The sequence below is a fragment of the Streptomyces sp. R28 genome, assembly GCF_041052385.1.
Taxonomy (GTDB): domain Bacteria; phylum Actinomycetota; class Actinomycetes; order Streptomycetales; family Streptomycetaceae; genus Streptomyces.
On the sequence record NZ_CP163439.1, the window covers coordinates 2,795,420 to 2,821,141 of the forward strand.

17 protein-coding genes are annotated in these 25,722 nt (G+C 70.8%); 10 read left to right on the top strand and 7 right to left on the bottom strand.

Features of this window, described 5'->3' with window-relative positions; genetic code table 11:
- The first annotated feature begins 43 nt into the window (after positions 1 to 43).
- Genes AB5J49_RS12290 through AB5J49_RS12300 form a run of 3 tightly spaced genes read left to right on the top strand, consistent with a single transcriptional unit; the run spans position 44 to position 5,951 of the window.
- Positions 44 to 5,173 carry a caspase family protein gene (locus AB5J49_RS12290; RefSeq protein WP_369168633.1) on the top strand — a complete coding sequence of 1,710 codons (5,130 nt, stop codon included), beginning with the start codon at positions 44 to 46 and terminating at the stop codon, positions 5,171 to 5,173.
- Positions 5,170 to 5,505 (top strand): hypothetical protein, encoded by a 336-nt coding sequence (locus tag AB5J49_RS12295; protein ID WP_369168634.1) that lies wholly within the window; start codon positions 5,170 to 5,172, stop codon positions 5,503 to 5,505. The genes AB5J49_RS12290 and AB5J49_RS12295 overlap by 4 nt, the downstream gene beginning before the upstream one ends.
- The gene (locus AB5J49_RS12300) at positions 5,502 to 5,951 is read left to right on the top strand and encodes a hypothetical protein (protein ID WP_369168636.1); all 450 of its coding nucleotides are present in this window, start codon (positions 5,502 to 5,504) and stop codon (positions 5,949 to 5,951) included. The genes AB5J49_RS12295 and AB5J49_RS12300 overlap by 4 nt, the downstream gene beginning before the upstream one ends.
- Before the next feature lie 123 nt (positions 5,952 to 6,074).
- Here the strand turns inward: AB5J49_RS12300 and AB5J49_RS12305 are convergent, their stop codons facing one another.
- The 3 genes from AB5J49_RS12305 to AB5J49_RS12315 form a co-directional block, all read right to left on the bottom strand.
- The gene (locus AB5J49_RS12305) at positions 6,075 to 7,535 is read right to left on the bottom strand and encodes a glutamate synthase subunit beta (protein WP_369168637.1); all 1,461 of its coding nucleotides are present in this window, start codon (positions 7,533 to 7,535) and stop codon (positions 6,075 to 6,077) included.
- Positions 7,528 to 12,135, bottom strand: coding sequence for a glutamate synthase large subunit (gene gltB / locus AB5J49_RS12310; protein ID WP_369175112.1), 4,608 nt, complete (start codon positions 12,133 to 12,135; stop codon positions 7,528 to 7,530). Before gltB ends, AB5J49_RS12305 begins: the two co-directional genes overlap by 8 nt.
- A gap of 370 nt (positions 12,136 to 12,505) precedes the next feature.
- A complete protein-coding gene (locus tag AB5J49_RS12315) occupies positions 12,506 to 13,237 on the bottom strand; it encodes a VIT1/CCC1 transporter family protein (protein WP_369168638.1) in 732 nt (243 codons plus the stop codon).
- Between the two features lie 272 nt (positions 13,238 to 13,509).
- Between AB5J49_RS12315 and AB5J49_RS12320 the strand changes: the two genes are divergently transcribed.
- Genes AB5J49_RS12320 through AB5J49_RS12350 form a run of 7 tightly spaced genes read left to right on the top strand, consistent with a single transcriptional unit; the run spans position 13,510 to position 21,474 of the window.
- Complete coding sequence (locus AB5J49_RS12320; RefSeq protein ID WP_369168639.1) at positions 13,510 to 14,631, top strand: ADP-ribosylglycohydrolase family protein; 1,122 nt, start codon at positions 13,510 to 13,512, stop codon at positions 14,629 to 14,631.
- Positions 14,632 to 14,687: 56 nt separating this feature from the next.
- Positions 14,688 to 15,923: an ADP-ribosylglycohydrolase family protein gene (locus tag AB5J49_RS12325; RefSeq protein ID WP_369168640.1), complete on the top strand. Its 1,236-nt coding sequence runs from the start codon at positions 14,688 to 14,690 to the stop codon at positions 15,921 to 15,923.
- A gap of 8 nt (positions 15,924 to 15,931) precedes the next feature.
- Positions 15,932 to 17,107, top strand: a complete 1,176-nt coding sequence (locus tag AB5J49_RS12330) for an ADP-ribosylglycohydrolase family protein (protein WP_369168641.1) — start codon at positions 15,932 to 15,934, stop codon at positions 17,105 to 17,107.
- Positions 17,095 to 18,519: an ADP-ribosylglycohydrolase family protein gene (locus AB5J49_RS12335; RefSeq protein WP_369168642.1), complete on the top strand. Its 1,425-nt coding sequence runs from the start codon at positions 17,095 to 17,097 to the stop codon at positions 18,517 to 18,519. The genes AB5J49_RS12330 and AB5J49_RS12335 overlap by 13 nt, the downstream gene beginning before the upstream one ends.
- Positions 18,516 to 19,409, top strand: coding sequence for a ribokinase (rbsK, locus tag AB5J49_RS12340; protein WP_369168643.1), 894 nt, complete (start codon positions 18,516 to 18,518; stop codon positions 19,407 to 19,409). Before AB5J49_RS12335 ends, rbsK begins: the two co-directional genes overlap by 4 nt.
- Positions 19,406 to 20,626 (top strand): CaiB/BaiF CoA transferase family protein, encoded by a 1,221-nt coding sequence (locus AB5J49_RS12345; RefSeq protein ID WP_369168644.1) that lies wholly within the window; start codon positions 19,406 to 19,408, stop codon positions 20,624 to 20,626. Before rbsK ends, AB5J49_RS12345 begins: the two co-directional genes overlap by 4 nt.
- Complete coding sequence (locus AB5J49_RS12350; protein ID WP_369168645.1) at positions 20,623 to 21,474, top strand: CoA ester lyase; 852 nt, start codon at positions 20,623 to 20,625, stop codon at positions 21,472 to 21,474. The genes AB5J49_RS12345 and AB5J49_RS12350 overlap by 4 nt, the downstream gene beginning before the upstream one ends.
- 66 nt (positions 21,475 to 21,540) lie before the next feature.
- Here AB5J49_RS12350 and lgt read toward each other — a convergent pair whose 3' ends face one another.
- From lgt to trpB, 4 genes are all read right to left on the bottom strand, one after another.
- A complete protein-coding gene (gene lgt, locus AB5J49_RS12355) occupies positions 21,541 to 22,554 on the bottom strand; it encodes a prolipoprotein diacylglyceryl transferase (RefSeq protein ID WP_369168646.1) in 1,014 nt (337 codons plus the stop codon).
- Between the two features lie 102 nt (positions 22,555 to 22,656).
- On the bottom strand, positions 22,657 to 23,433 hold the full coding sequence (locus AB5J49_RS12360; RefSeq protein WP_369168647.1) for a DsbA family protein: 777 nt from the start codon (positions 23,431 to 23,433) through the stop codon (positions 22,657 to 22,659).
- 119 nt (positions 23,434 to 23,552) lie between these two features.
- Positions 23,553 to 24,371 carry a tryptophan synthase subunit alpha gene (gene trpA, locus AB5J49_RS12365; protein WP_369168648.1) on the bottom strand — a complete coding sequence of 273 codons (819 nt, stop codon included), beginning with the start codon at positions 24,369 to 24,371 and terminating at the stop codon, positions 23,553 to 23,555.
- The gene (gene trpB, locus AB5J49_RS12370) at positions 24,368 to 25,660 is read right to left on the bottom strand and encodes a tryptophan synthase subunit beta (protein WP_369168649.1); all 1,293 of its coding nucleotides are present in this window, start codon (positions 25,658 to 25,660) and stop codon (positions 24,368 to 24,370) included. Before trpB ends, trpA begins: the two co-directional genes overlap by 4 nt.
- Positions 25,661 to 25,722 lie beyond the last annotated feature (62 nt).

Below are 25,722 nucleotides of genomic sequence, written 5' to 3' on the forward strand. Positions count from 1 at the left end.
CTCTGGCAACATGTCGGGATCGGCACGATCGCTGGGGGGCGGGATGGGTTCGATTCAGCATCACAGGGGACAGGGGCAGCGGCGCGCTTTGGTCGTCGGCATCTCGCACACCCCCGAGCTGGAGGCGGACGAACTCCTCGCGGAGCGCTTCCCACCGCTCAGCTGCGTGCCGCAGGACGTGGCCCTCGTCGGCAACGCGCTGCGGCAGTCCCGGTACGAGGTGACACCTGTGCTCGACCCCGGCGGCTCCGAACTGCTGGGCAGACTCCACAAGTTCCTCTCCTCGTGTGCCCCCGGAGACACCGCCGTCGTCTATCTGTCCTGCCACGGCGAGACCGTGGACGGCCGCGACCACCTGCTGCCGCGGGACGCCCAGCCCGGGGACGCGTTACCCGACGGCGGCCATGCGCTGCTCAGCCGTACGCTCATCCCCGCCGACCCCGACGGCCTGCTCACCGGGCTGCGCAGTGAATGCACGGTCGTCGTGTACCTCGACATCTGCCGTACGTCGGCGGGCACTCCGTCGGAGGCCGAGCAGGAGCGCACGACTTTGCTCTCGCGCCACGAGAACGTGTACTGGCTGCACAGCTGTGCCCAAGGAGAGCGCTCGTACGCCGACCCCGAGAAGGGCAGCTGGTTCGGCCGGGCCCTCGCCGAGGCACTGGGGCCGACGAGCCCGCCCACCACCTTCCCCGAGGTCGTCAGGTACGTCCGCGGCCGGGTGATCCGGATGGCGGACTCGTTCGGCATGGCTCCGCCGACGATCGAGCCCTACACGCCTCACGGCCGTACGGGCGACGCACAGGACGCACTGGTGCTGTGCGAGGGCTCCCGGGAGGCGAGCCGCTGGACAACCATGATCGAGAAGTCCCTGCTGTGGGACCACACCTCCGGCACCGCGGAGGTCCACCAGCGCGTGAAGGACGGGCTGACCTCGCTCGTCGAGCATGTGGCCGGGACGCTGCATGGAGCCGGAGCGCACCGTGACGACCCCTGGACCGACCCCAACTGGCCGGTCCGCATGGTCGACCGGCTCGGCAACCTGGTGCGGCAAGCCGGGCTGAGCGGCCGTGACCTGCTCTCACCGGCCGAGACCGCCGCTCTGCTGGCGAGCCCCGTCGTCCACGAGGGACTCGTCACGGTCGCCCTGGAGGAACTGCGCCGCACTCTCCCCGAACGGATGGACACCGAGGCCGGCGAGCCCGGTCATGGCGACCCCGAGGCGCATGTGCGGGGCGCGGCCAAGGACGTGTGCCGTGCCCACTCGCAGGTGCGCCGCACGGCCGACACCCTGCGCCGCCGAAACCTGCGGGAGCAGGCCGTGGCCGCCGACCACTGGCTGCGGCACCGCTTCATCGCCGACTGGGACCCGCTGTGGGAGCGCACCGGCGACTACCCGGCGGTGGACGGCCTGCTCGACCGCGTCGTGAACGTGGTGCTCGCCGGGGCCGAGGACCCGTCGGGCAAGCCCCCCGGTGAGACCTCCCGGCGTCGCGTCGACGGGCAGCTCCGCCAGGTCCTCGCGCACGTCACCGTGCACCCGAGTGGGAGTCCTCGCATCAACGACCCGCAGAGCAAGGACGCGTGGGACACGTACCCGCCCACGCGTGGCAGCCAGTGGCGCGGCCCCGAACTCGCGCTGCTGCTGTGGATCTCCGGGCTGCTCGCCACCGATCCGCGCCGGATGTCCGGGGTACTCGTCGATCATCTCGGCGCACACGAGCAACTCGTGCCCCGCGACATCGTGGCCGCGTTGTCGGCGGACTTCGGGTACGACGACACGCCCGCGGACACCACGGACGGCACCTACCGCCCGGCGGTCCGCTTCGACTGCCCGCACCCCGCGCTGCACGTGGCCATCGAGGAACTCGTCGGCCATGCCAACAACACCGTCGCCGCGCTCCGGGCGGAGTGGCACAAGCAGCGCACCTCGCCGCCCGCCCTGCTGCGGGGCCTGCCCGAGCAGGTCACGACCGACCAGCTCGTCCCCCTGAACCAGCGGTACAAGCAGCCGCTGGAGCGGTTCCGGCTGGCGGAGGACGAGATCCGTCCGCTGCTCATGGGGACCCAGCTGTACGGCGATCGCATGCTCGCCGTCCGCGAGCTCTACCAGAACGCCCTCGACGCATGCCGGCACCGGGACATGCGCCACCGGTACGGCGTGACGCAGGGCCGTCACGCCCCCGACTGGAAACCGACGATCACCTTCACCCAGGGCTGGGACGACAACGGCCGCCCGTTCATCGCATGCCGGGACAACGGCTCCGGAATGACCCGCACCAAGCTCACGTCGATGTTCGCCAGGGCGGGCCGACGGTACGAGCAGGACCCGGAGTTCGTACAGGAGCGGCGTAACTGGCGGCGGGCAGGGCTCCCCGAGATGCCCCTCAACTCCCGTTTCGGTATCGGGGTGTTCAGTTACTTCATGCTCGCCGACGAGGTGGTCGTGTGGACCAACGCCGTCGACCGCTACGGCCGCCCCGAACAGCCACACACCCTGCGGGCCGACATCCAGTCGGGTTCGGGCCTGCTCCGCATCGGCGACGATCCGGAGGTCTCCCTGGAGGGCGGCACGCTCGTCCGGCTCTATCTCAGCGCGGACGACGAGGCATTGCCCTCCTTGGTGGAGACGCTGGAGTCGCAGCTCTGGGTGAGTGACTGCACGGTGGTGGCGAGCGAGCGCGAGCAGAACGATCCGGGGCAGGTCCTTCGGTCGGTCACCTGGCGGCCGGGCGAGTTGCGGGTCGCGGAGCCCGACTGGTACGGGGATGCCGCACGGGCCCATGACGACGCCTGGCTGGTCCAGGGCCCCGGACAGCTCCTGCTGGACGGCGTCGTGGTCAAGGACGCACCCGAGGTGTACGGGCACGTGGTCAATCTGCGGGAGCGGCACCGGCCGGAGCCCAGTGTCGACCGCAACAGCATGCGGTCGTACGACGACGAGCTGGTGATGCGTGAGCTGCTGAGCAGCGTGCCGAGGGCGTGCGCTCAGTGGGACGACGTCTCGCTGAACTGGCTGTGGCAGCTCACCAAAAGCGTGCCCCGCCTCGCCGTGGCCGTACTGGACGCGCTCCCCGACGGCATCAGTGCTCGGCTCGAAGCTCCCGAGCACGGGGATCGGTTCCCACCCCAGCGGCTGCCCCTGTCCAGAGTGGGCTGTCTGCCCGCCGACGAATCCGTCCTGGACTGGAGCGAGCGGCCGTTGAACCTGGACGACGACGCGGACAGCTCCGGGAGTGCTGTGCTCGGCCGATGGCAGCAGACCAGACTTGCCACCGGTGCCGTGACGAATCCCTTCGCCCCTCGGAGTTATCCGACCCCCAGCAGCCTCGACGCCCTGCTGTTCCTGAGCGATGCACCCGGCGGCTGGGCAACGGCGTTGACCGGAGCGCATCTGGGGCGAACCTCCCTGGGTGAAGTGGTACGTGCATGGCGCCGTTACGCCGTCGCGGGGCTGCGGGTGCCGGCTGTGGACGACGTCCGATCGCTGCGGGACATCCGGCCGGACAAAGCCATGGCCAACCTCTACTCCAGCTATGCGTCCGCGCGTCATGCGGAATCCCCTGCCCGCCACGCTCCCTTGCTCAAGATCTCCGCGAAGCACCAGATCACTCTGGGAAAGGCCGCCGAGCTGCTGGAAAGACTGCGCACACTGGATCCGGATCTCCCCGCTCCACCAGAACTCGACCACCACCTGGCATCCGAACGTGCCACGAGGACCGATCAGATCACCTTGGCCGAAGACGCACTCGCGTTCAATCAGTTGCCCGGCGTCCTCCATCCCGTGGACCTGTTGTCCCGCGTCGGCCACTACTCCCTGGACGAGTTGATCGACCGCGTCAGGCGCTTCGCCCCCCTCGGCTGGTCACTGGCAGCGGAACCGACCCCGGCGGCCCGAGAGCAGGGGGAGCTCAGCGGTCCGGAACGCTTCCTCCTGTCCAAAGACCTCGACGAGCGTGCCCCGTGGATGGAGGGACACATCCCGCTGTGGCATGTCGTGAAACTCTCCCGAGCCACGGGCACCCCCTTGAAGGCCCAGGTCGAGCAGATCAACGCATCAGCCCCGGTCACCCAGGTCGTGGCACCGGATCTCCCACCGGGAGCGGAGGAGTGGATCGCCTCCGCAGACGGTTCACCGTCCGGGGCACTGAAGTACGAGGAGGGTGTTCGCCTCGGCCCCTGGGAATGCGTGTTCCTCCTGAAGCCCGACCGTCACCGTGTTCGCCCCGAAACGGCCGAGCAGGCCCGGAGACAGCTGCATATGACGGACGTCTTGGGAAGGCTCTCGAACGACACCTCGGACCGCATCGACGATGTCGTCAAACAGATGGCGATGGTGAAGTCCCTGCTGTTCCACAGTGGCCTGATCGATGGGAGAAGTCTTGACGAGCACGGTCTGACCCATGTCCACGCACTGACAACCAGCGCGAGCACAGACCTTCCGCTCGGCGACGTCTACGACCTTCTGGAGAACGAGGAGCGCCACCTTCCGTTGCGGATTGTCCGACCGGCCGCCGAGGCCCTCGCCCTTCAGGCCACTTACACCGATCTGAAGGCGCTGACCGCGAACTCCACCGCGTTCAAGGAGAGCCTCACCATCCTCGATCTCCTCGGCCATGCCTCCGACGATGGCATCCCGGTGGGCCACTCCCACCGCCGTCTGCGGGAGTTCACCGTCCTGGGGGCGCCCGCTCCCCCGGGTGAACTCACCGGTCCGGAGGGCGAGTTCCTGGACACCTTGGTTCCGAACGTCTTCGATCTGGCGGCATTCGAAGCCGAGGTCCTGCTGGGCCGCGGCACCATGGGCCCTCTGGAACTCGTCCTCACCGCAGGCCGCTTCGGCTGGACGCTCGGCGAGACGTACGACCGCTACGCACCGTTCCGCTGCCTGGGGCTGGACGTGGCCACGGAGCCACCGGACCAGCACGAAGCAGGCCTCGCCCCGGACTGGCGGGATGTCGTCATCCTCACCCGGCAGCTGACAGGACGTGCCCCCGCGCTGTGCGGCCCGGTCGATGACGACCACGTGGTGTTGTGCGCCGAGGAGACAGACCTCACCGAGGAGCAGGTGCGGGAGCGTCTTGCACGCTACGCCCGTCTCTTCTCCCTCGGCCTTCCCTTCGAGGGGCCTGCGCCCCACAGCAACCCTTCCGGAGAGGGGTCACTCGTATGACCACGGCCATCCCGTACCACGCCGACGCCGCCCACACCACCCCGCTCGCCTTCCAGTGGACCCGCATCGAGACAGGTGACGAGGTCTTCTACGAGGCGACGGGCAACTGCCCGGTGTGCGCCTGTGCCATGACACGGAGCTGGACGTTCGGCCAGCATCTGCTGGCCAAGGGTGGGTTCCTCGGGCGACGCGACGAACCCGGTCCGCAGGCGTACCACACGCTCTGCCGATGCCGGACCACGCACCTGGGGCGGCCACCGCAGGAGGAGTTCGGGTGCGGAGCCCTGTTGGTCATCGCCCCTCCCACCCCCCCGGGCGGGCCCGCCTCATGACATTCACCCCCCAGCAGCTGCGGGACGCCGACCGCCGCGTGCGCGAGATGGCCTCTCCGGAGCAGCAGTTGCAGGCCGCTCTGCACCAGGCCGAGGGCTACCGCAACTTCCTCGCCTCACTCACCGGCCTGCTCACGGCCGTCTTCGTGCTGAAGGGGCAGGAGGATCTGAGCAAGCTGGACTGCGTCCCGCGCTGGACCGTGATCGGCTTGCTCGGTACGGGGTTCGTGGCGCTGATCGTCGCCTCGTGGCTGGGCGTGCGCGCCGTGCACGGCCGCCCCGGCGAGGAGATCATGCTGGAGGCGGGCAGGCTGCTCCAGTACGAGAAGGACCGCACCCGCCGTATATGGCGCCTCGTGGAGTGGGCGCGATGGCTCGCGCTCTTCGGAGTCCTCGCCATCGCCGTCGCCGTCATCGTCACCTGGGTGTGGCCCGGCAAGCAGTAGCGGCGAACATGCGACGGGGCCTGCCCTGTAGTCCGGTCGGGGACTGTGGGCAGGCGCCGTCTGTGTTCCGTACGCCGTTGTACGGGACGTTTTTGAGTGACCGTCAGGTCAGTTGTCGAGCCGTCAGACCATCAGCGAGCGGTCCGTCGGCCGGATCGGGGCCGGCAGTTCGCTGGCGCCGGTCAGGAAGCGGTCGGTGCCGCGGGCGGCCGAGCGGCCCTCCGCGATCGCCCACACGATGAGCGACTGGCCACGGCCCGCGTCACCGGCGACGAAGACGCCCGGCACGTTGGTCTGGAAGTCGGCGTCGCGGGCGACGTTGCCGCGCTCGTCGAGCTCCAGGCCGAACTGCTCGACCAGGCCGTTCTCCCGGTCGGTGCCGGTGAAGCCCATGGCGAGGGTGACCAGCTGGGCGGGGATCTTGCGCTCGGTGCCCGGCTTCGGGGTCAGCTTGCCCTCGATGAACTCCACCTCGGTGAGGTGCAGCCACTGGACGTTGCCGTCCTCGTCGCCCTCGAAGTGGGTGGTGGAGACGGAGTAGACCCGCTCGCCGCCCTCCTCGTGCGCGGACGTGACCTTGTAGAGCATCGGGAAGGTCGGCCACGGCTGGTGCGCGGCACGGTCCTCGCCCGGCCTGGGCATGATCTCCAGCTGTGTCACCGAGGCCGCGCCCTGGCGGTGGGCGGTGCCCACGCAGTCGGCGCCGGTGTCGCCGCCGCCGATGACCACGACGTGCTTGCCCTCGGCCGAGATCGGGGGCGTCACGAAGTCGCCCTCCTGGACCTTGTTGGCCAGCGGCAGGTACTCCATGGCCTGGTGGATGCCGTTGAGCTCGCGGCCGGGGACCGGGAGGTCACGGGCGGTCGTCGCACCGGCGGCGATGACGATCGCGTCATACCGCTTCTTCAGGTCGGTCGCCTTGAGGTCGCGACCGATCTCGATGCCGGTACGGAAGCGGGTGCCCTCCGCGCGCATCTGCTCGATACGGCGGTTGATGTGCCGCTTCTCCATCTTGAACTCGGGGATGCCGTACCGCAGGAGGCCTCCGATGCGGTCCGCGCGCTCGTAGACGGCGACGGTGTGACCGGCCCGCGTGAGCTGCTGTGCGGCGGCGAGGCCGGCGGGGCCGGACCCGATGACGGCGACGGTCTTGCCGGACAGGCGCTCCGGGATCTGCGGCTCGACATCACCGCTGTCCCACGCCTTGTCGATGATCGAGACCTCGACGTTCTTGATGGTGACGGCCGGCTGGTTGATGCCGAGCACACACGCCGACTCACAGGGAGCCGGGCAGAGGCGACCGGTGAACTCCGGGAAGTTGTTGGTCGCGTGCAGGCGCTCCGACGCCGCCGCCCAGTCCTCGCGGTAGGCGTAGTCGTTCCACTCGGGGATGAGGTTCCCGAGCGGACAGCCGTTGTGGCAGAACGGGATGCCGCAGTCCATGCAGCGGCTGGCCTGCTTGCTGATGATCGGCAGCAGGGAGCCGGGGACGTAGACCTCGTTCCAGTCCTTCAGACGCACGTCGACGGGACGGGACTTGGCGACCTCGCGGCCGTGGTTCAGAAAGCCCTTGGGATCAGCCATTGGTCGCCGCCTCCATCATCTTCTCGGTGATCTCGGTCTCGGAGAGACCGGCTCGCTCGGCGGCGTCCTTGGCGGCGAGCACTGCCTTGTACGTGCTGGGGATAATCTTGCTGAAGCGCTCCACGGCGGTGTCCCACTCGGCCAGCAGCTTCTCGGCGACCGTCGAGCCGGTCTCCTCCTGGTGGCGGCGCACGACGTCGTGCAGCCACTGCTTGTCCACCTCGTCGAGGGCCTCTACGGCGCTGACGTTGCCGACGTTGACGTTGTCGCGGTCGAGGTCGATGACGTACGCGATACCGCCGGACATGCCGGCCGCGAAGTTACGGCCCGTCTCGCCGAGGACCACCGCGTGACCGCCGGTCATGTACTCGCAGCCGTGGTCGCCCACGCCCTCGGAGACGACCGTCGCGCCGGAGTTGCGGACACAGAACCGCTCGCCCGTCCGGCCACGCAGGAACAGCTCGCCGCCGGTCGCGCCGTACGCGATGGTGTTGCCCGCGATCGTCGAGTACTCGGCGAGGTGGTCGGCGCCCCGGTCGGGACGGACGATCACCCGGCCGCCGGAGAGGCCCTTGCCGACGTAGTCGTTGGCGTCGCCCTCCAGGCGCAGCGTGACACCGCGCGGGAGGAAGGCGCCGAAGGACTGGCCCGCCGAGCCGGTGAAGGTGATGTCGATCGTGTCGTCGGGCAGACCCGCGCCGCCGAACTTCTTCGTCACCTCGTGGCCGAGCATGGTGCCGACCGTGCGGTTGATGTTGCGGATGGCGACCTGGGCGCGCACCGGCTGGGCGTCGGTCGCGGAGTCCGCGGCCAGGGCGTCGGCGGCGAGCTTGATCAGCTCGTTGTCGAGCGCCTTCGCCAGGCCGTGGTCCTGCTCGATCAGCTGGTGGCGCACCGCGCCGTCGGGCAGCGCCGGCACGTGGAACAGCGGCTCCAGGTCCAGGCCCTGCGCCTTCCAGTGGTCGACCGCGCGGGTCACGTCGAGCGCCCCGGCGTGGCCGACGGCCTCCTCGATGGAGCGGAAGCCCAGCTCGGCGAGGATCTCGCGGACCTCTTCGGCGATGAACTTGAAGAAGTTCACGACGTACTCGGCCTTGCCGGAGAACCGGTCGCGCAGCACCGGGTTCTGGGTGGCGATGCCGACCGGGCAGGTGTCCAGGTGGCAGACGCGCATCATGACGCAGCCGGAGACGACGAGCGGCGCGGTCGCGAAACCGAACTCCTCGGCGCCGAGCAGCGCGGCGATGACGACGTCACGGCCGGTCTTCAGCTGACCGTCCGTCTGCACGACGATGCGGTCGCGCAAGCCGTTGAGCAGCAGGGTCTGCTGGGTCTCGGCGAGGCCGAGCTCCCAGGGGCCGCCCGCGTGCTTCAGCGAGGTCAGCGGGGAGGCACCCGTACCGCCGTCGTGGCCGGAGATGAGCACCACGTCCGCGTGCGCCTTCGACACACCGGCCGCGACCGTGCCGACGCCGACCTCGGAGACCAGCTTCACGTGAATCCGCGCCTGCGGGTTCGCGTTCTTCAGGTCGTGGATCAGCTGGGCCAGGTCCTCGATGGAGTAGATGTCGTGGTGCGGCGGCGGGGAGATCAGGCCCACGCCCGGCGTCGAGTGACGCGTCTTCGCGACCCACGGGTAGACCTTGTGGCCGGGCAGCTGACCGCCCTCACCGGGCTTGGCGCCCTGGGCCATCTTGATCTGGATGTCGTCCGCGTTGACCAGGTACTCGGACGTCACACCGAAGCGGCCGGAGGCGACCTGCTTGATCGACGAACGCCGCGCCGGGTCATACAGACGCTCCGGGTCCTCGCCGCCCTCACCGGTGTTGGACTTGCCGCCCAGCTGGTTCATGGCGATGGCGAGGGTCTCGTGCGCCTCCTTGGAGATGGAGCCGTACGACATGGCGCCGGTGGAGAAGCGCTTGACGATCTCGGAGACCGGCTCGACCTCGTCGACGGAGATCGGCTGACGGCCCTCGTAACCGGACTTGAAGCCGAACAGGCCACGGAGCGTCATGAGGCGCTCGGACTGCTCGTTCACCCGGTCCGTGTACTTCTTGAAGATGTCGTAGCGCGCGGTGCGGGTCGAGTGCTGGAGGCGGAAGACCGTCTCCGGGTCGAACAGGTGCGGCTCGCCCTCGCGGCGCCACTGGTACTCGCCGCCTATGTCGAGGGCGCGGTGCGCGGGCGCGATGCCCGAGGCCGGGTACGCCTTGGCGTGGCGGGCGGCGACCTCCTTGGCGATGACGTCGATGCCGACGCCGCCGATCTTGGTGGGCGTGCCGTTGAAGTACTTCTCGACGAAGGCGTCGTCGAGACCGACGGCCTCGAAGACCTGGGCGCCGCGGTAGGAGGCGACCGTCGAGATGCCCATCTTGGACATGACCTTCAGGACGCCCTTGCCGAGGGCGTAGATCAGGTTGCGGATGGCCTGCTCGGCCTCTATGTCCGACAGGAAGGTGCCGGCGCGGACCAGGTCCTCGACGGACTCCATCGCCAGGTACGGGTTGACCGCGGCGGCGCCGTAGCCGATGAGCAGGGCGACGTGGTGGACCTCGCGGACGTCGCCGGCCTCGACCAGCAGGCCCACGTGGGTGCGCTGCTTGGTGCGGATGAGGTGGTGGTGGACGGCCGCGGTGAGCAGCAGCGACGGGATCGGCGCGTGCTCGGCGTCCGAGTGGCGGTCCGACAGGACGATCAGACGGGCGCCGTTGTCTATGGCGGCGTCGGCCTCGGCGCAGATCTCCTCGATGCGCGCGGCGAGGGAGTCACCGCCGCCGGAGACCCGGTACAGGCCGGAGAGGGTCGCGGCCTTCATGCCGGGCATGTCGCCGTCGGCGTTGATGTGGATGAGCTTGGCCAGCTCGTCGTTGTCGATCACCGGGAACGGCAGCGTGACGCTACGGCAGGACGCGGCCGTCGGCTCCAGCAGGTTGCCCTGCGGACCGAGGGAGCTCCTGAGCGAGGTGACGAGCTCCTCGCGGATGGCGTCCAGCGGCGGGTTGGTGACCTGCGCGAACAGCTGGGTGAAGTAGTCGAAGAGCAGACGCGGGCGGTCGCTCAGCGCGGCGATCGGCGAGTCGGTGCCCATCGAACCGATCGGCTCGGCACCGGCCTTGGCCATCGGCGCGAGGATGACGCGCAGCTCCTCCTCGGTGTAACCGAAGGTCTGCTGGCGACGGGTGACCGAGGCGTGGGTGTGCACGATGTGCTCACGCTCGGGCAGGTCGGACAGCTCGATCTCGCCGGCCTCCAGCCACTCCGCGTAGGGGGCCTCGGCGGCGAGCTGCGCCTTGATCTCGTCGTCCTCGATGATGCGGTGCTCGGCGGTGTCGACGAGGAACATCTTGCCGGGCTGCAGGCGGCCCTTGCGGACGACCTTGGCCGGGTCGATGTCGAGGACGCCGACCTCGGAGCCGAGGACGACGAGGCCGTCGTCGGTGACCCAGTAGCGGCCGGGACGCAGACCGTTGCGGTCGAGCACGGCGCCGACCTGGGTGCCGTCGGTGAAGGTGACACAGGCCGGGCCGTCCCAGGGCTCCATCATCGTGGAGTGGTACTGGTAGAAGGCGCGCCGGGCCGGGTCCATGGAGTCGTGGTTCTCCCACGCCTCCGGGATCATCATCAGCACGGAGTGCGGCAGGGAGCGGCCACCGAGGTGGAGCAGCTCCAGCACCTCGTCGAAGGACGCCGAGTCGGAGGCGTCCGGCGTACACACCGGGAAGACGCGCTCGAGCGCGTTGTCGTCGGAGCCGAACAGGTCGGAGACCAGCTGCGACTCGCGGGCGACCATCCAGTTGCGGTTGCCCTTGACGGTGTTGATCTCACCGTTGTGCGCGACGAAGCGGTACGGGTGCGCCAGCGGCCACGACGGGAAGGTGTTCGTCGAGAAGCGCGAGTGGACGAGGGCGACGGCCGAGCCGAAGCGGCGGTCGGACAGGTCCGGGAAGAAGGGCTCCAGCTGACCGGTGGTCAGCATGCCCTTGTAGACGATCGTGCGGGCCGACAGCGACGGGAAGTAGACACCGGCCTCGCGCTCGGCGCGCTTGCGCAGCACGAAGGCCTTGCGGTCGAGGGCGATATCCTTCGAGGAACCGTCCGTCACGAAGATCTGACGGAAGGCGGGCATCGTCGACCGGGCGGTGGCACCGAGCAGCTCGGGCGCGACCGGAACCTCACGCCAGCCGAGGACGGTGAGCCCCTCCTCGGACGCGATCGTCTCGATCTGCGAGACGGCGTCCTGGGTCCCGTCCTCCGGCAGGAAGGCGATACCGACGGCGTACGCACCGGCCTCGGGCAGTTCGAATCCGGCCACCTCACGGAAGAAGGTGTCCGGCACCTGGGAGAGGATGCCGGCGCCGTCACCCGAGTCGGGCTCGGAGCCGGTGGCACCGCGGTGTTCGAGATTGCGCAGAACGGTGAGCGCCTGCTCGACCAGCGTGTGGCTCGCCTCGCCGGTGAGGGTGGCCACGAACCCGACGCCACAGGCGTCGCGCTCGTTGCGGGGGTCGTACATACCCTGCGCAGCAGGGCGAGCATCCATGAAGGACCAGTTCTGGCCATTCGCGGAGTGCTGGGACGGCTGGCGCGGCGTACGCATCGGCTCTCCCGTCGTCGTCATCTGGCATATGCAAATTGCCGAGGGACGACGTTGGCCCTCTGCGTGAGTGCAAAATTTCGTGCAGGTTACATGATGGAGCGGTTCTCGGGAAGCGGGATAATCCGTTCCAACATGCGGACACCACGGGCTGCGGCAGGGGTTCCGCGCACATGGCTTGAAGTATGTGGGGGCCGAACGAGACAGGTCCATGTCCGTCGATCCGAGGGCGAAGGGGGCGTCGTCGCCCACCCCGCGAGTGCGCCGCAGGCGTCATTGCCCACAGCGCTTACGGCTCATGCCCGGTGGTCATGCATCCGAAACCAGCGAGTAACGGCTACTTATGCGGCCCAACGCATAAGTTGCAACCGAACTATCCTACGGCCGTTCCGAACAAGCTGCCCAGGGCGTAGGTCACACCGGCCGCGGCACCACCGAGCGCGAGCTGCCGCAGCCCGCTGAACCACCAGGTCCGCGCGGTCACCTTGGCCACGACCGCACCGCACAGGAAAAGCCCGACGAGCGCGAGCAGCACGGCCGGCCACAGCGCGGTCGCACCGAGCAGATAGGGCAGCACGGGCAGCAGGGCCCCCAGCGCGAACGCCCCGAACGACGACACGGCCGCGACCAGCGGCGACGGCAGATCGCCGGGGTCGATGCCGAGCTCCTCGCGGGCATGTATCTCCAGGGCCAGCTCGGGATCACGCGAGAGCTGCTCGGCCACGGCACGCGCGAGCTCGGGCTCGACACCCCGGGACTCATAGAGGGCCGCGAGCTCGGCCTCCTCGTCCTTCGGGTGCTTTCTCAGCTCCCGCCGCTCGACATCCAGCTCGGCCTCGACGAGCTCGCGCTGCGAGGCGACGGAGGTGTACTCGCCGGCGGCCATGGAGAAGGCGCCGGCGGCGAGCCCGGCAAGTCCGGTCAGCACGAGGGTCTGGTGACTGACCGCCCCGCCCGCGACGCCGGTCATCAGGGCGAGGTTGGAGACCAGACCGTCCATCGCACCGAAGACGGCGGGGCGCAGCCAGCCGCCGTTCACATCGCGGTGCGTGTGGTTGTCACGGTGCGCCTCGTGCAGCGCGGCCTCGGTCTCGATGATCGCCATGAGGATCCCCCAGAAAAACTCAGGTAAGGCTGTCTTTAGACAAGTTCTACTCTTGGATAACGGTAAATCTACGCTCAGAATTTCCCTCCCGCCAGCAAGGAAAGGCTGGGCTAACCTGCGGTTTTGTCTAGAACGCTCATTCGTAGCCAGGCCTGCACAAATGTCGACCGGGTGACACTGACGCTTCCGAGGCTCAGGTCAACCGCCGACGGTGGGACACATCCGCAAAGGGCTCCGCGCCCTTAGCGGAGCCCCCGGAGGAGAGGCCGCGCATGCCATCGATCGCCTGCATTTCCTCGGTCCCGGCGCCCCCGGACGCCGAACTCCGCGACCGGGCACGCGGCGCACTGCTGGGCCTTGCGGTCGGCGACGCGCTGGGCGCCCCGGCGGAGAACATGAAGCCCTCCGAGATCCGCGCCCGCTGGGGCCGCATCACGGGATTCGTCACCGACAACCCGGCCGGCACGGACGACACCGAGTACGCGATCTTCTCGGGCCTCCTCCTCGCCCGCCACGGCTCGGCCCTCACCCCGGCCCATGTGGAGACGGCCTGGCACGAGTGGATCGCGGACCGTTCGGAAGGCCCCTTCCGGGGCGCCGGCTTCAGCGAACGCGGCACGCTGGAGAACCTCCGCCGAGGCCTCGCCGCCCCCATCTCCGCCCAGCACCGCCACGCCTGGAGCGACGGCCTCGCCATGCGAGCGGCGCCCTTCGGCGTCTTCGCGGCGGGCCGTCCGGCCGAAGCGGCCCGGCTGGTGGCCATCGACGGCTCGGTGAGCCACGACGGCGAGGGCATCTACGGCGGCCAGGCAGTCGCGGCGGGCGTGGCGGCGGCGATGGCGGGGGCGCCGACGATCGCGGTGGTCGCCTCGGCCCTGGCGGTGGTGCCGGACGACTCGTGGACGGCCCGTTCCCTGCGCCGCGCCGTGGCGGTGGCCCATCGAGGCGAGCGCGCGGTCCGCTCCGCGGTGGTGATCGGCGGCTACCCCTGGACCGACCTGGCCCCCGAGGCGGTCGCGCTGGCCTTCGGGGCGTACGCGGCGGCGGACGGCGACTTCGTCCAGGCGGTGCTCACTGCCGTGAACATGGGCCGGGACGCGGACACGACGGCTGCGGTGGCGGGGGCGCTGGCGGGTGCGACGCAGGGGGCGCCCGCCATCCCGACGGAGTGGGCGGCGGCGATCGGGCCGGCGCGCGGGAGTTGCCTGCCGTCGATGGCCGGGCACCATGTGCTGGACGTGGCGGAGTTGCTGGTGCCGGGCGAGGACAGGAAGTGGAGCGCGGGAGGATTCGTCCCGGACGAGACTCCGCCGGGAGCCGACACTCCCGTACGGCATGAGCCGTGGCCGGCCTTCACCTTCACGGCCACCGACGAACCTGAGGCCCGGCCGTGAGACCGCCGGTTCCGTGGGACGAGGGAGCGGCGGGGAGCCCCCTGAACGACATTCCGGTGACAGCGGAGCCGAACGAGGCCGCGGTCGCCGACGGCGGGAACGCCCCACAGGGGCCGCCCGCACCCGGCGACGAAAGTCGCACGCGCGCAGCCGGGGCCGGCCCGGCCCACCCCCCGAAGGGCGACCGCGTCCTCGGCCTCCTCCTCGGCCTGGCCGCAGGCGACGCCGCCGGCTGGCCCGCCGCCCGCCACCGGGCCGCCCGTATGCCGGAGTGGACCCGCCGCCTCACCCGCGAACTCGACACCTTCGCCGAACACAACGCAACGACCACCCTGCCCGTCCCCATCGCCCTGAACCAACCCCCCGAACCCCTCCGCCTCGGCCCCTCCGACGACGCGGAATGGGCGGCGTTCGCAGCCGAGGCCCTCCTGCGGGCCGGCGACGACACCGCTCTCGGCGACCTGAGCCGCGAACGCCGTACCCGAGCCGCGATCGACCTCACCTGGAGCGCCGTGGCCGGCGAGGTCGCCGCCGCAGCCGACCGCGCCCCGGAGGTCGAGTCGGCCATCCTCCCCCTGCGCGCCCGCATCTCCGTCCGCGCCGGCCTCGGCAACCTCGCGACCGGCCTGCGCCCACCCGCCACCGGCCACGACAACCCGCACTACTTCGACGACGCGGCCTGCGTACGGGCCTGCGTCCTCGCCGTGGCCCACCCCGGCGACCCCCGCCGCGCCGCCGACCTCGCCGAGTTCGACGCCCACTACACCCAGGACGGCGACGGCGTACACGGCGCGAGGGCGATGGCCGCGGCCCTGGCCCTGGCCCTGACCGGGGCGGACACCGAGACCTGCGTGGCAGCCGCACTCACCGAGCTCCCCGAGGAGACGGAGATCGGCCGCAACGCCCGCCACGCGCTGAAGCTCGCGCAGGACACCGACAGCGCCTTCGCCCTGATCCCCCTTCTCGAACACCAAATCGTCGACCACGTCTACAGCTACGGCATCGCCGCGGCCGAAACGGTCCCGGTCGCCCTGGCCCTCGCGGTCGCGGCACAAGGCCGTATCGCCGAGGCGGTCCCGGCCGCCGCATGCCTGTCCCGGGTCGCCGACTCGGCACCGGCCCTGGCCGGCGCGTTGACGGGCGCGCTGGGCGGCGGCGCGTCGATCCCGGCGACCTGGCGCGACACCTGCCGCACCCTCTCCGGCTGCGTACTCCCCCGCCTCACCGGCACCGACCTGGTGGAACTCGCCGAACTCCTGGAAGCGACGCAACCGACCCGACCAGGGGGATGATTCGGTGCATGACGCCCAAATCGGAAGAAAGCAGTGGCCCGCGTCTCGATGAGCGGATCACCGGCGCCCTGGTCGGCGCGGCGGTCGGCGACGCCCTCGGCGGGCCGGTGGAGGGCTACTCCCCCGACCAGATCCTCCAGCGCCACGGCGGCCGCGTCCACGGCATCGTCGGCCCCTGGAACGGCGACGCCTGGCGCACGGCCCGCCCCCTCGCGCCTTACCACAAGGGCGACGGGCACGTCACCGACGACACGTTGATGACGCACGCGCTGATCCGGGTCTACGCGCAGGTCCGCGACCACCTCGACGCGTACGCGATCGCCGACCACCTGGTCCCGGACCTGATGACGAACCCGCGCTGGATCCCGGAGCTCCAGGCGCAGGCACTCCCGCTGCACCGGATCTTCCTGGCGGAGAAGTGGCTGGTGACCCGCCTCCACTACGGCCACGTGGACCCACGAGAAGCCGGCGTCGGCAACATCGTCAACTGCGGTGCGGCGATGTACATGGCCCCGGCCGGCCTGGTCAACGCGGCCGACCCCAGGGCCGCGTACGCCGAGGCCCTGGACATCGCGGGCGCCCACCAGTCGTCGTACGGCCGCGAGGCGGCGGGCGTCTTCGCGGCGGCGGTTGCGGCGGCGTGCACCCCCGGGGCGACACCGGAGTCGATCGTCACGGCCTGTCTGACGCTGGCGAAGGACGGCACGAGGGCGGCGATCGAGCAGGTCTGCGAAGCGGCGAGCCACTACACGGACTTCGAGTCGGCCCTGACTCCGCTCCGGGAGGCGGTCACCCCGTACGACACGGTGGGCCCCGACTACCGGCAGCCTTCCCTCGGTGCCCGCCGCCCCTCCCGGCTCCACGCGATCGAAGAACTCCCCGTCGCCCTGGCCATGTTGCTGGTCGCGAACGGCGACTACCGGCAAGCGGTCCTGGGCGCGGTGAACTACGGCCGAGACTGCGACTCGATCGCGACGATGGCCGGCGCCCTGGCCGGCGCCCTGGGCTCACCGCCGCCGGAGGACTGGTCGAAGGCGGTCGCGGAAGCCAGCCGCCTGGACCTCTGGGAACCGCCGCGCACCCTGACCGAGGTCACGAGGGAGATCCACGCCCGGGACGTACACCGCCGCCGAGCCCACGAAGCGGCCTTCACGGCACTGGAGGGCCGAGGATGCTCCGACTGACCTGGGTCCAGCCGGAGGACCTGCTGGGCCACGAGCTGCGCCAGGCGGCCCAGGACGGCCGGGAACCGTCGAGGATCGCGGCGAGGTGGAGGGCGGCGGGCGGCACGGAGGCTCCACTGCGGGCCGGGGCGTCGACGGAACCGGCGTCGAGGTATCTGAGGACTCTCGCGGAGGACTTGCTGGACGAACTGGCCGACCTGCCCAGCAGGTTGGAGGACGACGAGCCGACGGACCTGGAGAAGATCAAGGCCCTGTGCCCGAACTGGCCGAGCGATCCCGGCCCCTCCACAGCGCCTCCCGCACCCCCCGCGCCCGCCGCACCCCCCGAACCCGCCCGCTACGAAGCCGCCTGGCTGGGCCGAGCCGTCGGCTGCCTCCTCGGCAAACCCGTGGAAAAGCTCCCCCTGGAAGCCATCCGCCAACTGGCCGGGTCCACCGGCAACTGGCCCCTGACCACCTACTTCACCGCACGCGGCGTCCCCCAGGACCTCCTCGCCACCCACCCCTGGAACCGCCGCTCAGCCCCCACCTCCCTCGCCGAGAACATCGACGGCATGCCCGAGGACGACGACCTCAACTACCCCCTCCTCAACCTCCTCCTGCTCAGGCGCCACGGCAAAACCTTCACCACCACGGACGTGGCCCGCCTCTGGCTGGACGAGCTCCCACCCGGCCGCACCTTCACCGCCGAACGCATCGCCCACCGCAACCTCCTCCTCGGCATCGAACCCCCGCACACGGCCCGCCACCGCAACCCCTTCCGCGAATGGATCGGCGCCCTGATCCGCGCGGACGTCCACGGCTGGACCAACCCCGGCAACCCCGCCGCCGCAGCCGAACAGGCCCACCGCGACGCCACCCTCACCCACACCGCCAACGGCGTCTACGCGGCGATGTTCACGGCGGCGGTCATCGCGCGGGCGGCGACAGCGACCGGCCCCCACGACATCCACACCTGCCTGCGCACCGGCCTCACGGTGATCCCCCCGAACTCCCGTCTGGCCCGAGCCATCCACCACGCCATCCGACTCGCCGACACCCACGACGACTTCGACAGGGTCGTCGACGAACTCCACGCCGCCCACGCGCACACCCACCACTGGGTCCACGCCCTCCCCAACACCGCCCTGATCACCGCCGCCCTCACCCACGCGAACGGCGACTTCAGCGGCTCCATCTGCCGTGCCGTGTCGGGGGGTTGGGACACCGACTCGGGCGGTGCGACGGCGGGCAGCGTCGCCGCCCTCCTCGCCGGCACCCCGGCCGCCCTCCCCGACCGCTGGACGGCCCCTCTCAAGAACCGCCTCGCCACCTCCGTCGCCGACTTCAACGGCACCGGCTTCGACGCCCTGGCCCGGCTCACCCACGAACTCGCCCACCGGCTCACCCCCTTGGAGGCCACTCGCCCATGACCGACATCGTCGTGCTCGGCAGCACGAACATGGACCTCGTCACCTACGTCGAAAAGGCCCCGCAGCGCGGCGAGACCGTGACGGGCCGGGAGTTCCGTACGATCCCCGGCGGCAAGGGCGCCAACCAGGCGATCGCGGCGGCCCGCGCGGGAGGCACCGTCACGATGATCGGCGCCGTCGGCAACGACGCCTTCGGTACCCGCCTGCGCTCCACCCTCGAACACTCCGGCGTCGACACCGACGACCTCCGCACGGCCGAGGGCCCGTCCGGCACCGCGCACATCGTCGTGGACGACGAGGGCGGCAACTCGATCGTCGTGATCCCCGGCGCGAACGGCACGCTGGACCACCTGAGCCCCGGCGACGAGGGTGTCATCGCCTCCGCCGACACCCTGCTGCTCCAGCTGGAGATCCCACTGGCCGCGGTGCTCGCCGGCGCCCAGGCGGCCCACCGCCACGACGTCCGTACGATCCTCACCCCCGCGCCCGCCCAGCCGCTCCCCCGCGAACTCCTCGCCACCATCGACCTGTTGGTCCCCAACGAACACGAGGCCACCACCCTCACCGGCCGCACCGAACCCCGAGAAGCGGCCATCGCGCTGCTCGACCGGGTACCCGAGGTCGTCGTCACCCTGGGCGCGGCCGGCAGCCTGTATGCCGCCCGCGGCGCCGACCCCGTGACCGTCCCGGCGCCGAAGGTCACCGCCGTCGACTCCACCGGCGCCGGCGACACCTTCGTCGGCGCCCTCGCGGTCGCACTGGGCGAGGGACGGCCGATGCGGGAGGCGCTGGCGTGGGCGGCGGAGGCCGCGGCGATCTCGGTACAGCGGGAGGGCGCCTCGGTGTCGATGCCGTACCGTCCCGAGATCGACGCACGGTTCACCTCATGACCGCCCCCGGCCCCCGGCCCCGTACCGCCGCCGCCCCTCCCCTGAGCGGCCTGCGCGTCCTCGACCTCGCCACCCTCTTCGCCGGCCCCCTCGCCGCCACGATGCTCGGCGACTTCGGCGCGGAGGTCGTCAAGGTCGAGCACCCCGCGAAGCCGGACCCCTCCCGCGGCCACGGCCCGTCCAAGGACGGCGTGGGCCTGTGGTGGAAGGTCCTCGGCCGCAACAAGCGCACGATCACCCTGAACCTCTCCAAGCCCGGCGGCCGCGCCACCCTCCTGCGCCTGGCCGCGACCGCGGACGTCGTCATCGAGAACTTCCGCCCGGGCACCCTGGAGAAATGGGACCTCGGCTGGCCCGAACTCTCCGCCGTCAACCCCCGCCTGGTTCTCACCCGCGTCACCGGCTTCGGCCAGTTCGGCCCGTACGCCCACCGCCCCGGCTTCGGCACCCTCGCCGAGGCGATGAGCGGTTTCGCCGCGCTCACCGGCGAACCGGACGCGCCGCCGACGCTCCCGCCCTTCGGCCTGGCCGACTCGATCGCCGCCCTCGCGACCGCGTACGCGGTGCTGACGGCACTGGCCGCGCGCGAGCGCACCGGCGAGGGCCAGGTCGTCGACATGGCGCTCATCGAGCCGATGCTGATGGCCCTCGGCCCCCAGCCGACCTGGTACGACCAGCTGGGCTACGTCCAGGAACGCACCGGCAACCGCTCCGCCAACAACGCCCCGCGCAACACGTACCGCACCGCGGACGGAGGCTGGGTCGCCGTCTCCACCTCCGCCCAGTCGATCGCCGAGCGGGTGATGCATCTGGTGGGGCGCCCCGAGCTGATCGACGAACCGTGGTTCGCGACGGGCGCCGACCGGGCCCGCCACGCCGATGTCCTCGACAAGGCGGTCGGCGACTGGATCGCCCGCCACACCCGCGCCGACGTCCTCGCGGCCTTCGAGAAGGCCGAGGCGGCGGTGGCCCCGATCCAGGACGTACGGGACGTGATGACGGACCCCCAGTACGCGGCCCTCGACACGATCACCACCGTCGACGACCCCGAGCTGGGCCCGCTGCGCATGCAGAACGTCCTCTTCCGCCTCTCCGCCACCCCCGGCACGATCCGCTGGCCGGGCCGCCCGCACGGCGCGGACACGGACGAGATCCTCACCGCCCTGGGCCTGACCCCCGCCGAACTGGCGGCCCTGCGCGAGGAGGGCGCCCTGTGACGAGCCCGGAAACGCCCGCCCCCTTCCCCCTGACCTGGCTGTACGCCCCCGGAGACCGACCCCGGGTGGTGGCCAAGGCCCTGACGTCCGGCGCCGACATCGTCATCGTCGACCTGGAGGACGCGGTGGCCCCGGACCGCAAGGACTACGCCCGCGCGGCCACGGCCGACCTGCTCGCTGAGCCGGAGCACCCCGTTCCCGTCCACGTCCGCGTGAACGCCCTGGGCACCCCGCCCGCGGTGAAGGATCTCGAGGCGCTGGCCGCCCTTCCCGGCCTGTCCGGCCTGCGCCTGCCGAAAGTGACCTCCGCCGAACAGGTCATCCACCTCGCCGAGACCACACCGCCCACCGCCCCGGGAGCGCCCCCGCTGCACGCCCTCCTGGAATCGGCCCTGGGCATCGAGCACGCCCACGCCATCGCCTGCGCCCACCCCTCCCTCCACGGCATCTCGCTGGGCGAGGCGGACCTACGGACCGACCTGGGTGTACGGGGCGACGCGGGCCTCGACTGGTCACGCTCCCGCGTCGTCGTCGCCGCGCGGGCCGCGGGGCTGCCCCCACCGTCGCAGTCGATCCACCCGGACATCCGCGACCTGGAGGGCCTGGCGGCGTCCTGCGCCCACGGCCGCACCCTGGGCTTCCTGGGCCGCGCGGCCATCCACCCCCGCCAACTCCCGGTGATCGAACGGGCCTACCTCCCCACGGAGGCGGAACTGGAACAGGCCGAGACGATCCTCAAGGCAGCGGCGACAGAACACGGCGCCCAGGCCCTGCAGGACGGAACCTTCATCGACGCGGCGGTGGTGGCGGCGGCCCAGCGGACCCTGTCGCTGGCGCGCCGACGCTGAGCACGCCCACACACAAGGAGGGCGCCCGGGAAGTCCCGAGCGCCCTCATCACCGTAGAACCAGGCCTCACGCCTTCTTCGTCGCCGACTCGGCCTCGTCGCTCGGTTCCTTCTCGTCCTCCGCGGCGTCCGACGCGTCGGCTTCGGCCGTCTCACCCTCGGCCTTGCCACCCTCGGTCTTGTCGCCCTCGGCCTTCTTGGCGTCGGCTGTCCCGGCGTCGGTCTCGGTACCGCCCTCGACCTCAGCGTCGGCGTCGTCGCCGGAGGCACCCGGCTCGACCACGGCTTCCCGGCCGGGCCGCTTCTTCGCCGACACCACGAGGTACGTCACGGCCAGCAGGAACACGACCAGCGCGGTCCAGACGTTCAGCCGCACACCCAGGATGTGGTGGGCGTCGTCGACGCGCATGTACTCGATCCACGCACGGCCCGCACAGTACGCGGCGACGTACAGTGCGAACGCCCGCCCGTGTCCCAGCTTGAAGCGGCGGTCGGCCCAGATCACCAGCAGCGCGACACCGATGCACCACAGGGACTCGTACAGGAACGTCGGGTGGTAGGTGCCCGGCACCCGCCCGTCCGTCGAGGACGTGATCTTCAGCGCCCACGGGAGGTCGGTCGGCCGGCCGTACAGCTCCTGGTTGAACCAGTTGCCCCAGCGCCCGATCGCCTGGGCGAAGGCGATGCCGGGGGCGACGGCGTCGGCGTACGCGGGCAGCGGGATGCCCCGGCGGCGGCAGCCGATCCACGCGCCCAGCGCGCCGAGCGCGATCGCGCCCCAGATGCCGAGGCCGCCCTCCCAGATCTTGAAGGCGTCCACCCAGTCACGGCCCTCGCTGAAGTACAGCTCGTAGTCCGTGATCACGTGGTAGAGACGTCCGCCGACGAGGCCGAAGGGCACGGCCCAGACCGCGATGTCGGCCACCGTGCCGACTCGCCCGCCTCGGGCGACCCAGCGTTTGTTGCCGAGCCAGACGGCTACGAAGACACCGATGATGATGCAGAAGGCGTAGCCGCGCAGCGGAATGGGGCCGAGGTGGATCACCCCGCGCGACGGGCTGGGAATGTAGGCAAGTTCCATGGCAAGGTCGACGCTACCCTGCCGGGCGGCAGCGATGGCAGGCAGCCCGGCTACGGGTCCATAACGGGCAGGGCCTTGAGCAGGCCCCGCGCCGCGGGAGCGTCACCCCTTGGCGGCCTCCTCCACCATCTGCTTCAGCTTGGCCGGCGTCATCGTCTGGTCCTGGTAGATGTTCTTGCCGTTCAGCAGCACCGTCGGCGTGCCGCTGAAGCCGCCCTTCTGGAACGCCTCGTTGGACTTGCTGACCCAGCCGTTGTGCGTGCCGTCCTCGACGCACTTGCGGAAGGCGGGCGTGTCCAGGCCCTTGACCTTGGCCGCGAGCTCCAGGAGCTTGCTGTTCTTGGCGAAGGCGTCGTCGATCTCGGGCGGCTGGTTCTGGTACAGCACGTCGTGGTACGGCGTGAACTTGTCGGCGTCCTGGGCGCAGGCCGCGGCATTGGCCGCGTTGCGGGAGCCGGTGCCGCCCATGTTGCCGTCGATGATCGTCGCCAGGTGGTAGTCGACCTTGAGCTTGCCGGACTCCGTCAGCGCGTGGATCGTCGATCTGTACGCGTCCTCGAAGGACTTGCAGGCCGGGCAGCGGAAGTCCTCCCAGACGGTGAGCGTCGACTTGGCGCTCTCCTCGCCGACCGGGATCGCGAGCCCGTCCTTGCCCTGCGCCCCCGAGGGCCCGACCACCGGCCCCGCCGAGTCACTGCTGTCGTCCTTGCCGGCGTTCGCCGCGACGACTCCGATCACCGCCGCGAGTCCCAGGACGCAGACGACGCTCGCGCCGACGATCAGCGCACGGCGCCGCTTGTCGACGGCCTTCTGCTTCTCACGCTCGACCGCCAGCCGCTCCCGGGCAGTCCGCTTTCCCTCACGATTCTTTTCGCTCACACCCGCAGAAACGAACCGGGGAGGCGCAGCGCGCCTCCCCGGCCTCAGGTCCACCCGTTCGAGCGACTCGTACGGAATGACCTTCTTCTGAAGATGTCTCCGACGTCCGAGGACGCCACCTACGCCTGCCCGCGCACGCCCTTCGCCAGCTCGCCGGCGAGCGCGCGAACGGCCTCGACGCCGGCCGCGTCGTCCGGCGCGTCCAGCATCCGCTTGACGAAGGCCGAGCCGACGATCACGCCGTCGGCGAAGCCGCCGACCTCGGCGGCCTGCTCGGCGTTGGAGACGCCGAGCCCGACGCAGACGGGCAGGTCGGTGCCGGTGGCCCGGGTGCGCTCGACCAGGTCCTGGGCCTGCGCGCCGACCGACGCCCGGGTGCCGGTGACACCCATCAGCGAGGCGGCGTAGACGAACCCGCTGCCCGCCGCGGTGATCTGCCCGAGCCGCTCGTCCTTGCTGCTGGGCGCCACGACGAAGACCGTCGCGAGCCCGTGCTTGTCGGCGTGCTCCCTCCACAGCGCCGACTCCTGGACGGGCAGGTCGGGCAGGATGCACCCGGCGCCGCCCGCCTCGGCGAGCTCGGCGGTGAAGCGCTCGACGCCGTAGCGGTCGATGGGGTTCCAGTACGTCATGACGAGGATCGGCTTCCCGGTGGCCTCGTAGGCCTCCCGGACCGTACGCATGACGTCCGCGATCTTGACGCCGCCGCGCAGGGCGATGTCGTCGGCGGTCTGGATGACGGGGCCGTCGAGGACGGGGTCGCTGTGCGGCAGACCGACCTCCACGACGTCGGCGCCCCCGTCGAGCGCGGCCTTGATCGCCTCGATGCCGCCGTCCACGGTGGGGAACCCGGCCGGGAGGTAGGCGATGAGAGCGGAGCGGCCCTCGGCCTTGGCGGCGGCGAGAGTCTCCGTCAACAGCTGGATGTTCCCGCTCACTTGGCGTCCCCCTCGATCTCCGCGATGTCGCTGTCGGCGTCCGCCGCGACGGTCGCGTCGGCCTCGGTGTCGTACAGGCCGAAGTAACGGGCGGCCGTGTCCATGTCCTTGTCGCCGCGCCCGGACAGGTTGACCACGATCAGCCCGTCCCTGCCCAGCTCCTTGCCGACCTCCAGGGCACCGGCGAGCGCGTGCGCGCTCTCGATGGCCGGGATGATGCCCTCGGTCCGCGACAGCAGGCGCAGCGCCTGCATGGCCGCGTCGTCGGTGACCGCACGGTACTCGGCGCGACCGCTGTCCTTGAGGTAGGAGTGCTCGGGGCCGATGCCGGGGTAGTCCAGACCGGCCGAGATCGAGTACGGCTCGGTGATCTGGCCCTCCTCGTCCTGCAGGACGTAGGAGCGGGAGCCGTGCAGGATGCCGGGCTCGCCGGCGGTCAGGGTGGCCGCGTGCTCGCCCGTCTCGACACCGTGCCCGGCGGGCTCGCAGCCGATGAGGCGTACGTCCGTGTCGGGGATGAAGGCGTGGAAGAGACCGATGGCGTTGGAGCCGCCGCCCACGCAGGCGACGGCGGCGTCGGGGAGACGGCCGGCGCGCTCCAGGAGCTGGCGGCGCGCCTCGACGCCGATCACGCGGTGGAAGTCGCGGACCATGGCGGGGAAGGGGTGCGGGCCGGCGACCGTACCGAAGAGGTAGTGGGTGTGGTCGACGTTGGCCACCCAGTCGCGGAACGCCTCGTTGATGGCGTCCTTGAGGGTGCGCGAGCCCGACTTCACGGCGATGACCTCGGCGCCGAGCATGCGCATCCGGGCCACGTTGAGGGCCTGGCGCTGGGTGTCGATCTCGCCCATGTAGATGGTGCACTCGAGGCCGAACAGCGCGCAGGCGGTGGCCGTCGCGACACCGTGCTGACCGGCACCGGTCTCGGCGATGACCCGGGTCTTGCCCATGCGCTTGGTGAGCAGGGCCTGACCGAGCACGTTGTTGATCTTGTGGGAGCCGGTGTGGTTGAGGTCCTCGCGCTTGAGGAACACGCGGCAGCCGCCGGCGTGCTCGGCGAAACGAGGCACCTCGGTCAGGGAGCTGGGACGGCCGGTGTAGTGGACCAGCAGGTCGTCGAGCTCTCGGGCGAACTCGGGGTCCTGCTTGGCCTTGTCGTACTCGACGGCCACCTCGTCCACGGCGGCGACGAGGGCCTCCGGGATGAACTTGCCGCCGAACGCGCCGAAGTAGCCTTCGGCGCTGGGGACCTGACCCTCGGGGTCAGGGATGAAGAACTCGCTGGGCATGCGGATACCTCACGGTGAGTTGTGTTGAATGCACTAGTCGCCGTGGGGGCGGGGTTTTGTCA

Bases quoted from the DNA above. Each gene is read 5' to 3' on its own strand.
- AB5J49_RS12305 (WP_369168637.1), bottom strand. From the start codon at position 7,535: ATGGCTGATCCCAAGGGCTTTCTGAACCACGGCCGCGAGGTCGCCAAG.
- AB5J49_RS12330 (WP_369168641.1), top strand. From the start codon at position 15,932: ATGACGCCCAAATCGGAAGAAAGCAGTGGCCCGCGTCTCGATGAGCGG.
- AB5J49_RS12345 (WP_369168644.1), top strand. From the start codon at position 19,406: ATGACCGCCCCCGGCCCCCGGCCCCGTACCGCCGCCGCCCCTCCCCTG.
- lgt (WP_369168646.1), bottom strand. From the start codon at position 22,554: ATGGAACTTGCCTACATTCCCAGCCCGTCGCGCGGGGTGATCCACCTC.
- gltB (WP_369175112.1), bottom strand. From the start codon at position 12,135: ATGCGTACGCCGCGCCAGCCGTCCCAGCACTCCGCGAATGGCCAGAAC.
- AB5J49_RS12295 (WP_369168634.1), top strand. From the start codon at position 5,170: ATGACCACGGCCATCCCGTACCACGCCGACGCCGCCCACACCACCCCG.
- rbsK (WP_369168643.1), top strand. From the start codon at position 18,516: ATGACCGACATCGTCGTGCTCGGCAGCACGAACATGGACCTCGTCACC.
- AB5J49_RS12335 (WP_369168642.1), top strand. From the start codon at position 17,095: ATGCTCCGACTGACCTGGGTCCAGCCGGAGGACCTGCTGGGCCACGAG.
- AB5J49_RS12315 (WP_369168638.1), bottom strand. From the start codon at position 13,237: ATGGCGATCATCGAGACCGAGGCCGCGCTGCACGAGGCGCACCGTGAC.
- AB5J49_RS12290 (WP_369168633.1), top strand. From the start codon at position 44: ATGGGTTCGATTCAGCATCACAGGGGACAGGGGCAGCGGCGCGCTTTG.
- AB5J49_RS12300 (WP_369168636.1), top strand. From the start codon at position 5,502: ATGACATTCACCCCCCAGCAGCTGCGGGACGCCGACCGCCGCGTGCGC.
- trpB (WP_369168649.1), bottom strand. From the start codon at position 25,660: ATGCCCAGCGAGTTCTTCATCCCTGACCCCGAGGGTCAGGTCCCCAGC.
- AB5J49_RS12320 (WP_369168639.1), top strand. From the start codon at position 13,510: ATGCCATCGATCGCCTGCATTTCCTCGGTCCCGGCGCCCCCGGACGCC.